Genomic DNA, 12,747 nt, shown 5'->3' on the forward strand with positions numbered 1-12,747 from the left:
AAAGTCCCGGCTGCAAGCCGCAGCCTCGGCGCCTCAACCCAAGGAGTGAGATCAGTGGGGATCATGCGGATGGGCTACGCCCACGTCCGGGTCACCGACCTGGCGGAGGCCAAGGACCACTACGCCAACACGATGGGTCTCTACCAGACCCTCGAGCAGGACGGACGGGTCTACTACAAGGGCTGGGACGAGTGGGACCACCACTCGGTCGTCCTGGAGGAAGGCGGCGTCGGGGTCGTCAAGTTCGGGTTCAAGGTGGAGTACGAGGCCGACCTCGACGTCATCGAGAAGAAGGCCCAGCAGTTCGGGCTGACGGTCGAGCGGATGAGCGCCGGCGAGAACCCCGAGGTGAGCGACGGCATCCGGTTCATCACCCCGTCGGAGCACGTGCTCGAGGTCTACCACGGCCAGACGGTGATCGGCACCGAGGTCGGCACCCACAACCCGGACGCCTTCCCGCGGCACCTGGTCGGCGTCGGCGTCCCCGCGCTCGACCACGCGCTGATCCTCGCCGAGGACGTGCGGCTGATGGAGAACATGTTCCGCGAGGTCTTCGACTACTTCCCGACCGAGCGCGTGCAGACCGACCTCAACGACGACGACGCGCACTTCATCGCCTCGTGGATGACGAGCAACAACCAGATCCACCAGATCGCGGTCCTCGAGGGCGAGCAGGCCAAGCTGCACCACTTCGCGTTCAAGCTGCAGGACTGGAACGAGGTCGGGCGGGCGGCGGACATCATGACGATGGACGACGTGCCGATCGACATCGGTCCCACCCGGCACGGCATCACCCGCGGCCAGACCATCTACTTCTTCGACCCGTCCGGCAACCGCAACGAGGTCTTCGCCGGCGGCTACCCGGCCTACCGCGACCGGCCGATCAACAAGTGGACGCCCGACCAGATCGCGAAGGGCATCTTCTACCACGCCCGCGAGCTGAACGAGCGCTTCACCGCCGTCTACACGTGATCCATCGCTGACCCACGAGCGAGGAGGCCACCGCCATGTCGATCCCGCCCACCACGACCCTGCGGCGCACGCTGACGTACGCCGGGGCCCGGGCGGTGCTCGACGCGGCGGTGGCCCACGCGGCCCGGATCGGCGTGCCCGTGAACGTGTGCGTCGCGGACACCGCGGGCGACGTGCTCGCCTCGGCACGCATGGACGGCGCGGCACTGCTGTCCTACGACATCGCGGTCGACAAGGCCTACACCGTCGCCGCCTTCGGTGGCCTACCCACCCACGCGTGGTTCGACCTGATCAAGGACGAGCCGTCGTTGCGCGAGGGCATCGTCCACCGTGACCGCCTGGTGGTGTTCGGCGGCGGGGTGCCGGTCCGCGTCGGGGGTGAGGTCGTCGGCGCGGTCGGCGTCTCGGGCGGCAGCGCGGAGCAGGACCGGGAGATCGCCGAGGCCGGTGCGGCAGCGGCCGACCTTCCGGCAGACCGAGAGGACCAAGAGCCATGACTCCCTTCATGATGCGGGTGGCCGACCTGGTCGGCGCCGAGGGCGACCCCGAGGTCACGCCGATGCCGCTGACGCGGATCAGCCAGCGCATCGCCACCAGCACCGGCGCGGACCGCCAGGTCGCGGTCCGCTCGCTGGCCGAGCAGCTGGTCTGCGAGGCCAACGCGGTCCTGTCGGCGAGCGACGACCACCTCACGCTCAGCGACGAGACCCTCCCGCAGGAGCTCGCCTTCTCGGTGGGCTACCGCGGGCGTGCCGCCCGCGTGTCCACGACCTTCGAGGACGGCACGGCGTACGGCCGGCTGGTCGGTGACGGCTTCGAGTCCGAGCTCCCGGTGGAGCTCGACGGGCCCGACGCCCTGCCCGACCTGCTGGTCCGGCTCCTGGTCGAGTCCGGCCTCCCGCACCACCCGGTCCCCACCGTCTGACCCCAGCCGCCAGACCCGCTGGACCTCTCGGTCCCCGTAAGTCCTGCCCATCCGCAGACCCCACCTGAAAGGGGGAGTGACCGTGCAGTTCGAGCTCCGAACCCAGGTCATCGAGCCACAACGCAAGACGTTCCAGCACCTCATCGACCGCTACGGCGACCGGCCCGCATCTCGCTACGAGGAGGGCACGATCGACCTCCAGGCCACCGCCAACTACCACTTCCGGCCGCTGTGGGGCCCGGAGCTGGAGATCTACAGCCCCGACTACTCGCTGCTCAAGCTGGCCGACGCGTACGCCTTCACCGACCCGCGGGGCTTCTACTACGCGCCCTACGTCACCTCGCGCGCCGACCTGCACGAGTCGTTCGCGTCGACGCTGACCTACCTGGAGAAGCGCGGGCTGTTCGACCGGCTTCCGGAGGAGTGGCGCGCGCTCTTCGCCGAGGTCGTGCTGCCGATGCGGCACTACGAGGCAGCGGCACAGATGGTCAGCAGCCACGCCGCCCGCTTCGGGTGGGGCACCACGATCACCCAGTGCGCGGCGTACGCCGCGTTCGACCGGATCGGCAACGCCCAGCTGCTGTCCCGGGCGGGCATCTCCTTCGGCGGCGGCACCGCCGACTCGCTGGCGGCCGCGAAGGAGCGCTGGCTCGACGACGACGCTCTGCAGCCGCTGCGCCGGCTCACCGAGGAGACGCTGGTGGAGCGCGACTGGGGCCTGGCGATGGTCCGCCTCGACGTGACCGACCAGGTGCTCTACGCCCTGCTCTACGCCCACCTCGACGACGCCGCGATCACCGGTGGCGCCGGCTCCTACAGCCTGGTCTCCCAGCACCTCTCGGGCTGGTTCACCGACCAGCGCCGCTGGCTCGACGCGCTCTACAAGACGTGGGTCGCCGACCCCGAGCACGGCGCCGACAACCTGGCGACGCTGCGCGGGACGGTCGAGGACGCCCTCCTCGCCGCCGACACGGCCTTGCGACCCCTGGCCGTCAAGGCGGACGCCCTGGTGGGCGCCGGGTGCGGTGAGGCGCTCACCGCGGCCGTCGCTGCGACCCGCAGCCACCTCGCAGGACTCGGGATCACCACGGAGGACGAGTGAGATGACCGTCGACGCAGCAAGCCGGCCCGTCGGGGTCGACATCCAGGAGAGCGAGCAGAACCGCGCCGTCATCGAGGCGATCGAGGCGACCAACGCGGACGCGACGGTGAACCACATGCCGGGCATGGTGCGCGTCACCGCGCCGGGCCGCCTGGTCATCACGAGGGAGTCGGTCGAGGAGCGGCTGGGCCGCGAGTGGGAGACCCACGAGTTCCAGCTCGCGATCATCAGCTACTTCGGCCACATCAAGGAATGGGATGACGACGAGATCGTCATCGCCTGGGACCACTGAGACCGAGAAGGAGACACCGGCGATGACGCTCACGCCCGACAAGGCCAGGACGCGCAAGCTGTCGATGAAGGAGCGCTACTCGGCGCTCACCCGCGATCTCGACTGGGACCCGTCGTACGTCCCGGCCGAGGAGATGTTCCCCTACACGACGTTCGAGGGGATCAAGATCCACGACTGGAGCAAGTGGGAGGACCCCTTCCGCCTGACCGTCGACGCCTACACCAAGTACCAGGCCGAGAAGGACCGGCGGCTGTACGCCGTGCTCGACGGGTTCGCGCAGAGCCAGGGCCACCTCAGCCTCACCGACGCGTCGTACCTCAACGCGATGAAGCTGTTCCTCCAGGGCGTCAGCCCCCTGGAGTACCAGGCCCACCGCAACTTCGCCTACCTCAGCCGGCACCTCAACGGACCGGGGCCGCGGTTCGCGTCGCTGTGCCAGAGCCTGGACGAGATCCGCCACGCGCAGACCGAGATCCACACGCTGAGCAACTACAACAAGTACTACTCGGGCTTCCACTCCTACCTGCACATGCACGACCGGGTCTGGTACCTCTCGGTGCCGAAGTCGTTCTTCGACGACGCGCTGTCGGCCGGCCCCTTCGAGTTCCTCATCGCGATCGGGTTCTCGTTCGAGTACCTGCTGACCAACCTGCTCTTCGTGCCGTTCATGTCCGGGGCGTCGTTCAACGGCGACCTGCCCACGATGACCTTCGGGTTCTCGGCGCAGTCCGACGAGTCGCGGCACATGACGCTGGGCCTCGAGGCGATCAAGTTCCTGCTCGAGCAGGACCCCGACAACGTGCCGATCGTGCAGCACTGGATCGACAAGTGGTTCTGGCGCGGGTACCGCGTCACCGCGCTGGTCGCCCAGATGCTCGACTACATGCTGCCGCGCAAGGTGATGAGCTGGAAGGACGCCTTCGAGCTCTACTTCGAGCAGCAGATGCTCGGCGGGCTCTTCCAGGACCTCGCCTACTACGGCATCAGGCCTCCGCGCGACGTGGACAAGGCGATCCAGGAGAAGGAGCACCTGTCCCACCAGGCGTACTGGATCCTCTACCAGTTCAGCCACGCGGCGGCGTTCACGACGTCGGTCCCGAGCGATGAGACCCTGGACTGGCTCGAGGAGCAGTACCCCGACACGTTCCCGACCTACCGGACGCTGTGGGACAAGGAGAAGAAGAACGTCGCCAACGGTGGGCGGCACTTCGTCCGCGGTCTGCCGCAGCTGTGCCAGGTCTGCCAGATCCCGATGGGCTTCACCGAGGCCGACTCGCCGTTCACCATCTGCCAGCGGTCGGTGGTCTTCGAGGGTGAGCGCTACAACTTCTGCTCCGACGGCTGCCAGAACATCTTCGAGCACGAGCCGGTGAAGTACCGCCAGGCCTGGCTGCCGGTGCACCAGATCTACCAGGGCAACTGCGGCGGCGCCGACCTCGGCGACGTCATGGCGTGGTACGGCATGCAGCCCGGCGACGGCGGGGAGTACCTCGGCTCGCCGGACCACCAGAACTGGCTGCGCTGGCACGACCAGGCCGACCACTCCGAGCTGGGGGAGGACTGACGTGAGCGGCTTCAACACGGTGATCGAGCGTCCCGAGATCCGCAGCATCGGGGAGTACGACTTCCCGTCGCGGTCCGCGCAGGCGCTCTACGGCGACGACCAGCTGGTCCACGTCTGGTACGACGGCAACCCGTGGTTCGTCGCGGCGGCCTGCTTCCGGGCCCCGAAGGCGATGTCGTTCGGGGACTTCTGGGCCGCCCTGCTGGTCCCCTACCACGAGGAGGACCCGGACTGGTCCGCCTCGTGGACCCCGGCGGACTTCGAGTGGGGGCTCGACGACGCGCCGTGGAACCCGGACGAGGGCGCCAGCCTGGAGTCGCTCGGGGTGGGCCACAAGTCGGTCATCCGGATGGTCAAGAAGTAGCACCGACACCGAGGAGGAGTGCGTCAGCCATGACGTCGTACACGGTCACGGTCGAGCCGCTGGGTCGTGAGGTCGAGTGCGCCGAGGGCCAGACGATCCTCGACGCCTGCCTGCGCAACGGGGTCTGGCTGCCGCACTCCTGCACCCACGGGACCTGCGCCACCTGCAAGGCGGAGGTGCTCGACGGGGACGTCGACCACGGTGCGTCCAGCGCCTTCGCGCTCATGGACTTCGAGCGCGACGAGGGCAAGCTGCTGCCCTGCTGCGCCACGCCGCGCTCGGACGTGGTGATCGAGGCGGACATCGACGTCGACGAGTCGATCGAGGTCTTCCCGGTCCAGGACTACACGGCGACGGTGGTCGAGCTCTCCGACATCGCCGAGCAGACCCGTCGCCTCGTGGTCGAGCTGGACCGCGACATCGGGTTCAACGCCGGGCAGTACCTCAAGTTCACCGTGCCCGCCGCCGACGGCAAGCCGTCGGTGGACCGCACCTGGTCGATCGGCTCGGCGCCGGGGGAGTCGCGACGCCTGGAGTTCCACGTCCGCCGGGTCCCCGGCGGCCGTGGCACCGACGACTGGGTGTTCGGGTCGCTGGCCGTGGGCGACCAGGTGGCCGTCTCCGGTCCCTACGGCCGCTTCGTGCTGCACACCGCCGACGACCGGCACGCCATCCTGGTGGGCGGCGGCACCGGCACCGCGCCCCTGAAGTCGATGGTGCTGCACGCGTTGGAGGCCGACGCGTACGCCGGTCCGCTGACCCTCTACGCCGGCGGCCGCACCCGGGCCTGGCTCTACGACGTCGACGTCTTCCGTCGGCTCGCGAAGGAGCACCCGGATCGGTTCACCTACCGCCCGTGCCTCTCCGAGGAGACGGCGGACGACGTGGCGGCCAGCGGGGACGATCCGGCGGCCTACGCCTACGGCACCGTCACCGACGTCCTCGCCGAGGACCATGAGACCCTCACCGGGTGTGCCGGCTACCTGTGCGGCCCGCCGGCCATGGTCGAGGCCGCGCTCAGGACGATGATGGGCAAGCGACTGTTCCCCCGCGACATCCACCGCGAGGACTTCTTCAACGAGGCCGACAAGGCCGCCGGAGGCGTGAAGTCGCCGCTGATCAAGCGATGAGCGCCGGGGGGGGGTGAGCCGGGCGATGAACGGGGCGATGAACGGGGCGATGAACGGGGCGACGAGCACCGTGGCCTCCGCGCGCCCGACCGGCCGGGTCGGCCGCGCCGCGGCCGACGACAACACGGTCTCGTCGGTCCCCAAGGGGTTGCGCTCCGACAGCGACCAGGCGTCCGGCAGCCTCCGCTCGGTCGGCACCGCGCTCGACGTCCTGGAGTGCTTCGCGATCGACGGCTCCCTCGGTGTCTCCGACGTCGCCCGGCGGCTCGGCATCGGCAAGTCGACCGCGCACCGCCTGCTGCAGACGCTGGCCACGCGCGGGTTCGTGGAGCAGGACCGCGAGACCGGGAAGTACCGGCTCGGCATCCACCTCTACGAGCTCGGCCACCTCGCCCAGGCCCGCAACACCTTCCGGCACACCGCGCTGCCGCACCTGCGGGCGATCGCCGCCGCGACCGGCTACACAGTCAACTTCAGCGTGCCCGACGGTGCCGACCTGGTGTTCATCGAGCGCATCGAGACCGGTGAGGGGGGCCAGGTGCTTGGCCACGTCGGCCGCCGGCTGCCCCTGCACTGCACCAGCTCGGGCAAGGTGATCGCCGCCTTCAACCCCGCGGTCGACCAGGCGCGCCGCACGGCGGGCTTCCCGCCGTACGCGCGGCGCACGATCCGCACCGAGACCGCGTGGAGCCGGGCCATGGCGGACGTGCGGCGCCAGGGGTTCGCCGTCTCCCACGGCGAGTCCTTCGAGGGGATGACGTCCATCGCCGTCCCCGTCATGCAGCGCAAGGTCGCGGTGGCCAGCATCTCGGCCTTCGGGCCGACCGACCAGATCGTGAGCGACATGGACCGTCTGCGCGTCCTGCTGGCCACGGCGTCGCGCCAGATCGCCGCCCAGCTCCCGTGACAGCACCCGTCGCGCCGGGACCGGCGAGGCAGACCCTGAGAGGAAGGACCACGTGACCACCGAGGACACCCGCGGCCGCGCTGCCGAGCTGCTGCTCGGCGCCTACGCCGACGGCCGCCCCGTCGCGCCCCTGATCGAGACCTTCGACGGCCTGACGATCGAGGACGCCTACGAGATCCAGCTCGCGCAGATCCGGGCGATGGTCAGCGACGGCCGAACCGTCAAGGGGATGAAGGTCGGGCTGACGAGCGCGGCGATGCAGAACCTGCTCGGCGTGCGCCAGCCCGACTTCGGCCACCTGCTCGACGACTTCTTCCACCTCGAGCACGCACCGATCCCGCTGGCCGGCCGGTTCCTGCAGCCACGGGTCGAGCCCGAGGTCGCGTTCGTCCTGAAGAAGCCGCTGCGCGGACCCGGCGTCACCGCCCACGAGGCGATCGCCGCCGTCGACTTCGTGCTGCCGGCGCTGGAGATCGTCGACTCGCGGATCGCGGACTGGCGGATCTCGATCGTCGACACGGTCGCCGACAACGCCTCGAGCGGTGGTCTCGTCCTCGGCAGCACGCCGACGCCGCTGCACGAGGTGGACCTGCGGCTCGGCGGCTGCGTGTTCCGACGCAACGGCCAGGTGGTCGGCACCGGCGCCGGCGGTGCCGTGCTCGGCTCGCCGCTGAGCTCCCTGGTGTGGCTCGCCAACACCGTCGGCGCCCTGGGGACCACACTGGAGGCGGGCTGGGTCGTCCTGCCGGGCGCCGTCACCGCGATGGTGCCGGTGGCACCGGGGGACACCTTCACCGCCACGTTCACCGGGCTGGGCAGCGTCACCGCCCGGTTCGCACGAGAGGAGAACGCCGCATGAGCACTGCGCCCCGTCGTACGCCGGGCAAGGTCGGAGCCGCCATCGTCGGCCCCGGCAACATCGGCAGCGACCTGATGTTCAAGCTGATCCGCCGCAGCGAGATCATCGAGCCGCGCTGGATGATCGGGGTCGACCCGACGTCCGACGGGCTGGCCCGCGCCAAGCGGCTCGGGCTCGAGGCGAGCGCCGAGGGCGTGGACTGGCTGCTCGCCCAGGACGAGCTGCCCGACGTGGTCTTCGAGTGCACCTCCGCCAAGGCGCACGAGGCGAACGCGCCCCGCTACGCGGAGGCGGGCATCCTCGCGGTCGACCTGACGCCCGCCGCGATCGGGCCCTACCTGTGCCCGCCGGTCAACCTCGAGTTCAACCTCGACGCCCCGAACGTCAACATGATCACCTGCGGTGGCCAGGCCACCATCCCGATGGTCAAGGCCGTCAGCTCCGTGGTCGACGTGCCGTACGCCGAGATCGTCGCCTCGGTCTCGTCGCGCTCGGCCGGACCCGGCACCCGGGCCAACATCGACGAGTTCACCGAGACCACCGCGGACGCGGTGTCGAAGGTGGGCGGTGCGGAGACGGGCCGGGCGATCATCATCCTCAACCCGGTCGAGCCGCCGCTGATGATGCGCAACTCGGTCTTCTGCGCGATCCCAGCTGAGGCCGGGGAGCCGGGCGAGCTGCAGGACCGGGTCCTGGAGTCCATCCACGCGATGGAGGCGACCGTGCAGGAGTACGTGCCGGGCTACCACCTGCGCGCGACGCCCCAGTTCGACCACGCCCGAGACACCTGGAAGGGCATGGCCCGCGTCTTCGTGCCGATCGAGGTGAAGGGTCGCGGTGACTACCTGCCCGACTACGCCGGCAACCTCGACATCATCACCGCCGCCGCGGCGCGGGTGGGCGACCTGATGATGGCGCACAAGCTGGGCGTGGACCCGACGTGGAAGGCCGAGATCGACGAGAAGGCAGGTGTGTGAGCCATGGGCGACATGACCATCACCCCCGAGCAGGCGCCGACGGTCACCGAGGTGCTGACCGAGACCGACGTGCGTGACCTCACCCCGGGCGGCGGTGGGCCGGCCGACCTGCGGATCACCGACTCCACGCTGCGCGACGGCTCCCACGCGATGAGCCACCAGTTCACCGAGGAGCAGGTCCGCGGCGTCGTGCACGCGCTCGACGCTGCCGGCGTGCAGGTCATCGAGGTCAGCCACGGCGACGGCCTGGGCGGCTCGACGTTCAACTACGGCTTCTCGCTGGTCGACGAGTTCCAGCTGATCCGGGCGGCCGTCGACGAGGCGACGCAGGCGAAGATCGCCATCCTCATGCTGCCGGGGCTCGGCACCGTGAAGCACCTGCAGAGGGCGCACGACTGCGGCGCGTCCGTGGCCCGCATCGCCACGCACTGCACCGAGGCCGACGTGTCGATCCAGCACTTCGGCGAGGCCCGCCGGCTCGGCATGGAGACCGTCGGCTTCCTGATGCTGAGCCACCGAGCCAGCCCGGAGAAGCTCGCCGAGCAGGCCCGGATCATGGTCGACGCCGGCGCCCAGTGCGTCCACGTCGTGGACTCGGCCGGTGCTCTGGTGCTCACCGACGCCCAGGAGCGGATCGCGGCGGTCCTCGCCGAGGTCGGCGAGCAGGCGCAGGTCGGGTTCCACGGGCACCAGAACCTGAGCATGGGCATCGCGAACTCGGTGCTCGCCTACCAGGCCGGGGCCCGCCAGATCGACGGCGCGCTGTGCGCGCTGGGGGCCGGCGCCGGCAACTCGCCCACGGAGGTGCTCGCGGCGACGTTCGAGCGGATGGGCATCCGCACCGGTGTGGACCTGGGCGAGGTGCTCAGCGCGGCCGAGGACGTCGTCCGCCCGTTCATCCCGCGGCTGCCGTGGATGGACCGGGCCTCGATCACCCAGGGGTACGCCGGCGTCTACTCCAGCTTCCTGCTGCACGCCGAACGGGCGGCGGAGCGGTACGGCGTGCCCGCCCACGAGATCCTCCAGCGCGTCGGCGAGGCCGGCTACGTGGGCGGTCAGGAGGACATGATCATCGACATCGCCCTGCAGCTCGCCGAGGAGCGCGAGCTGGGCGACCTGGCCGCGGTGGGGGTGCGCTGATGACCGGCACCACCTGGACCGAGGAGAGCGTCGCCGACGAGCTGCTCGCCTGCGAGGCCGAGCGGCGCGACCGGCCGCCGTTCACCGACGAGTGGGACGGCCTGGACGTCGAGACCGGCTACCGCATCCAGGACCGCACGCTGCAGCGCCGGCTCGACCGAGGAGAGCGCCTGATCGGGGTGAAGCTGGGGCTCACCAGCCGCGCCAAGCAGGAGCGGATGGGCGTGCACATGCCGTTCGTGGCGTGGCTGACCGACGCGATGCTCCTGCCCGCCGGACTCCCGGTGCCGCAGGACAAGCTCATCCACCCGCGGATCGAGCCGGAGATCGTGTTCGAGATGGGCGCCCGCCTCGCCGGCCCCGGTGTCGGTCCGGTCGAGGCGATGGCGGCCGTGGCCCGTGTCTACGGCGGCGCGGAGGTCATCGACAGCCGGTACGCCGACTTCCGGTTCCGCGCCGGCGACGTGGTCGCCGACAACGCCTCCTCGGGGGCGTTCGTGACCGGCAGCACGGGCCTGCCGCCCGAGGGCCTCGACCTCGCCCTGGAGGGCGTCCTGCTCGAGGTCGACGGAGCGATCGTGGACTCCGCCACCGGCGCGGCCGTGCTCGGCCACCCCGCCGAGGCGCTCGCCCTCGCCGCCAACGAGCTGGCCGCCCGCGGCCTGGCGATCGAGGCCGGCTGGATCGTGCTCACCGGAGGCATGACCGACGCCGTGCCCGCGCCGCCCGGCTCCTCGGTGGCCTGCCACTTCACCCACCTCGGCTCGGTGCACCTCCACGGCGGCCCGTCGCCCGACGGCGCGGCGCCCGACGGGGGGTCGTGATGCCGTTCATCGAGGTCACCCTCGTCGAGGGCCGCAGCCCCCAGCAGCTGCGCGCCCTCATCTCCGGGCTCACGTCCGCGGCCGTCGAGGCCGTCGGCGCCCCGCGAGACTCCGTGCGCGTCGTGCTCCGCGAGGTGCCGGCGACCCACTTCGCCGCGGGCGACGTCACGATCGCCGAGCGCGTGACCCTCGCCGAGGTCTCCGAGATCCCACCCGTCCCTGAGAGGGAGGTCAGCGATGTCCGCTGAGCAGTACCCGTTCTTCGGTCACGTGATCGACAACGTCGAGGTCGAGTCCCTGGACGGCGCGCGCTTCGACACCGTGAACCCGTGGACCCGCCGGAAGTGGGCCGAGGTCGCGCAGGGGAGCGCCGCCGACGCGGACCGCGCCGTCGCTGCCGCCCGGCGCGCCTTCGACGAGGGCCCGTGGCCGCGACTGGGCCGCCACGAGCGCGCGGCCCTGATCCACCGGCTCGCCGACCTGATGGAGCGCGACGCCGAGATCCTGGCCGGCCTCGACACGACCGACATGGGGAAGCCGCACGCCCAGGCCCTGCACGACGTCGCCCGGTCGGTGCTGAACTTCCGGTTCTTCGCCGACCACCAGCGCGACAGCACCGCCGAGGTGATGCCGATGGACACCGGCCACCACACGTACGTCGAGTACGGGCCGGCCGGCGTGGTCGTCGCGATCTCGCCGTGGAACTTCCCGCTGATGATGGCCACCTGGAAGATCGCCCCCGCGATCGCGTGGGGCAACACGGTCGTGATCAAGCCGGCCGAGGACACGCCCACCTCGGTCGTGCACCTGGGCCGGCTCGCGGTCGAGGCGGGGTTCCCGCCCGGTGTCCTCAACGTGCTCAACGGGTACGGCGTGCCGGCCGGGTCCGCCCTGACGCAGGACCCGCGCGTCGACCGGGTGACCTTCACCGGCGAGTCCGGCACGGGCAAGGTCGTCATGGAGGCAGCGGCCTCGCACCTCGCGCCGGTCTCCCTCGAGCTCGGCGGCAAGGGCGCCAACATCGTCTTCGACGACGCCGACCTCGACAACGCGGTGCACTGGGCCGTCGAGGCCATCTTCCGCAACGCCGGCCAGGTCTGCCTCGCCGGCTCACGCCTGTTCGTCCAGGACGGGCTCTACGACGAGTTCCTCGACCGGTTCCGCGCGGCGGCCGAGGCGCTGCGGTACGGCGACCCGACCGACTCGGCCACGCAGTTCTCGTGCCTGGCCAGCGAGGAGCACTTCCGCAAGGTCAAGGGTTACGTCGACACCGTCGAGGAGGAGGGCGGCAAGATCCTCACCGGCGGCCTGGTCGAGGACGGCGCCTGGGCGGTGAAGCCGACGATCGTGGTCGACCTCCCGCTCGAGGCCTCGCAGTACTGCCAGGAGATCTTCGGTCCCGTCGTGGTGGTGAACAAGTTCCACACCGAGGACGAGGTCGTCGAGCTGGCCAACGACACCCGGTACGGTCTCAACGCGATGGTCTTCACCGAGAACCTCTCGCGCGCCCACCGGGTCTCCTCGAGGCTCCGGGCCGGCACCGTGTGGGTGAACTGCTTCTTCATCCGCGACCTCCGCACGCCGTTCGGCGGCGTCGGCGACTCGGGCGTCGGTCGGGAGGGCGGCACCTTCAGCCGCGAGTTCTTCACCGAGCCCAAGGCCGTGGTGATGCAGATCGACCGCGGCTGACC

General features: G+C 70.6%; 15 protein-coding genes. All 15 read left to right on the forward strand.

The annotated features are described in order from the left end of the window. Nucleotides 1-69 precede the first annotated feature (69 nt). A complete protein-coding gene (locus ACILRH_RS21945; RefSeq protein ID WP_395696202.1) occupies nt 70-972 on the forward strand; it encodes a catechol 2,3-dioxygenase in 903 nt (300 codons plus the stop codon). A 35-nt stretch (nt 973-1,007) separates the two neighbouring features. After that, nucleotides 1,008-1,469: a heme-binding protein gene (locus tag ACILRH_RS21950; protein WP_395696203.1), complete on the forward strand. Its 462-nt coding sequence runs from the start codon at nt 1,008-1,010 to the stop codon at nt 1,467-1,469. After that, the gene (locus tag ACILRH_RS21955; protein WP_395696204.1) at nt 1,466-1,897 is read left to right on the forward strand and encodes a hypothetical protein; all 432 of its coding nucleotides are present in this window, start codon (nt 1,466-1,468) and stop codon (nt 1,895-1,897) included. Before ACILRH_RS21950 ends, ACILRH_RS21955 begins: the two co-directional genes overlap by 4 nt. Before the next feature lie 82 nt (nt 1,898-1,979). Then, the gene (locus ACILRH_RS21960) at nt 1,980-2,999 is read left to right on the forward strand and encodes a hypothetical protein (protein WP_395696205.1); all 1,020 of its coding nucleotides are present in this window, start codon (nt 1,980-1,982) and stop codon (nt 2,997-2,999) included. Between the two features lies 1 nt (nt 3,000). Further along, a complete protein-coding gene (locus ACILRH_RS21965; RefSeq protein WP_395696206.1) occupies nt 3,001-3,291 on the forward strand; it encodes an MmoB/DmpM family protein in 291 nt (96 codons plus the stop codon). A gap of 22 nt (nt 3,292-3,313) precedes the next feature. Continuing rightward, on the forward strand, nt 3,314-4,855 hold the full coding sequence (locus ACILRH_RS21970) for a YHS domain-containing protein (RefSeq protein WP_395696207.1): 1,542 nt from the start codon (nt 3,314-3,316) through the stop codon (nt 4,853-4,855). A gap of 1 nt (nt 4,856) precedes the next feature. Beyond that, on the forward strand, nt 4,857-5,219 hold the full coding sequence (locus tag ACILRH_RS21975) for a phenol hydroxylase subunit P4 (protein ID WP_395696208.1): 363 nt from the start codon (nt 4,857-4,859) through the stop codon (nt 5,217-5,219). A 29-nt stretch (nt 5,220-5,248) separates the two neighbouring features. Further along, nucleotides 5,249-6,349 carry an NADH:ubiquinone reductase (Na(+)-transporting) subunit F gene (locus ACILRH_RS21980; protein ID WP_395696209.1) on the forward strand — a complete coding sequence of 367 codons (1,101 nt, stop codon included), beginning with the start codon at nt 5,249-5,251 and terminating at the stop codon, nt 6,347-6,349. Between the two features lie 49 nt (nt 6,350-6,398). Then, complete coding sequence (locus ACILRH_RS21985) at nt 6,399-7,256, forward strand: IclR family transcriptional regulator (protein WP_395696210.1); 858 nt, start codon at nt 6,399-6,401, stop codon at nt 7,254-7,256. Between the two features lie 52 nt (nt 7,257-7,308). Further along, entirely contained in the window at nt 7,309-8,115 is an 807-nt protein-coding gene (locus ACILRH_RS21990; RefSeq protein ID WP_395696211.1) for a 2-keto-4-pentenoate hydratase, read from the forward strand. Beyond that, a complete protein-coding gene (locus tag ACILRH_RS21995; RefSeq protein ID WP_395696212.1) occupies nt 8,112-9,092 on the forward strand; it encodes an acetaldehyde dehydrogenase (acetylating) in 981 nt (326 codons plus the stop codon). Before ACILRH_RS21990 ends, ACILRH_RS21995 begins: the two co-directional genes overlap by 4 nt. A gap of 3 nt (nt 9,093-9,095) precedes the next feature. Beyond that, on the forward strand, nt 9,096-10,232 hold the full coding sequence (gene dmpG, locus ACILRH_RS22000) for a 4-hydroxy-2-oxovalerate aldolase (RefSeq protein WP_395696213.1): 1,137 nt from the start codon (nt 9,096-9,098) through the stop codon (nt 10,230-10,232). Beyond that, complete coding sequence (locus ACILRH_RS22005; RefSeq protein ID WP_395696214.1) at nt 10,232-11,056, forward strand: 2-keto-4-pentenoate hydratase; 825 nt, start codon at nt 10,232-10,234, stop codon at nt 11,054-11,056. The genes dmpG and ACILRH_RS22005 overlap by 1 nt, the downstream gene beginning before the upstream one ends. Further along, nucleotides 11,056-11,304, forward strand: a complete 249-nt coding sequence (locus ACILRH_RS22010) for a 2-hydroxymuconate tautomerase (RefSeq protein ID WP_395696215.1) — start codon at nt 11,056-11,058, stop codon at nt 11,302-11,304. Before ACILRH_RS22005 ends, ACILRH_RS22010 begins: the two co-directional genes overlap by 1 nt. Beyond that, nucleotides 11,294-12,745 (forward strand): aldehyde dehydrogenase, encoded by a 1,452-nt coding sequence (locus ACILRH_RS22015; RefSeq protein ID WP_395696216.1) that lies wholly within the window; start codon nt 11,294-11,296, stop codon nt 12,743-12,745. Before ACILRH_RS22010 ends, ACILRH_RS22015 begins: the two co-directional genes overlap by 11 nt. Nucleotides 12,746-12,747: the final 2 nt, after the last annotated feature.

The organism is Nocardioides sp., from assembly GCF_044226765.1.
Lineage (GTDB): Bacteria > Actinomycetota > Actinomycetes > Propionibacteriales > Nocardioidaceae > Nocardioides.

Excerpts from the sequence above, each read along its gene's own strand:
- ACILRH_RS21985 (WP_395696210.1), top strand. The coding sequence starts at position 6,399 with ATGAACGGGGCGACGAGCACCGTGGCCTCCGCGCGCCCGACCGGCCGG.
- ACILRH_RS21955 (WP_395696204.1), top strand. The coding sequence starts at position 1,466 with ATGACTCCCTTCATGATGCGGGTGGCCGACCTGGTCGGCGCCGAGGGC.
- ACILRH_RS21950 (WP_395696203.1), top strand. The coding sequence starts at position 1,008 with ATGTCGATCCCGCCCACCACGACCCTGCGGCGCACGCTGACGTACGCC.
- ACILRH_RS22010 (WP_395696215.1), top strand. The coding sequence starts at position 11,056 with ATGCCGTTCATCGAGGTCACCCTCGTCGAGGGCCGCAGCCCCCAGCAG.
- ACILRH_RS21945 (WP_395696202.1), top strand. The coding sequence starts at position 70 with ATGGGCTACGCCCACGTCCGGGTCACCGACCTGGCGGAGGCCAAGGAC.
- ACILRH_RS21980 (WP_395696209.1), top strand. The coding sequence starts at position 5,249 with ATGACGTCGTACACGGTCACGGTCGAGCCGCTGGGTCGTGAGGTCGAG.
- dmpG (WP_395696213.1), top strand. The coding sequence starts at position 9,096 with ATGGGCGACATGACCATCACCCCCGAGCAGGCGCCGACGGTCACCGAG.
- ACILRH_RS21995 (WP_395696212.1), top strand. The coding sequence starts at position 8,112 with ATGAGCACTGCGCCCCGTCGTACGCCGGGCAAGGTCGGAGCCGCCATC.
- ACILRH_RS21970 (WP_395696207.1), top strand. The coding sequence starts at position 3,314 with ATGACGCTCACGCCCGACAAGGCCAGGACGCGCAAGCTGTCGATGAAG.
- ACILRH_RS22005 (WP_395696214.1), top strand. The coding sequence starts at position 10,232 with ATGACCGGCACCACCTGGACCGAGGAGAGCGTCGCCGACGAGCTGCTC.
- ACILRH_RS21965 (WP_395696206.1), top strand. The coding sequence starts at position 3,001 with ATGACCGTCGACGCAGCAAGCCGGCCCGTCGGGGTCGACATCCAGGAG.
- ACILRH_RS22015 (WP_395696216.1), top strand. The coding sequence starts at position 11,294 with ATGTCCGCTGAGCAGTACCCGTTCTTCGGTCACGTGATCGACAACGTC.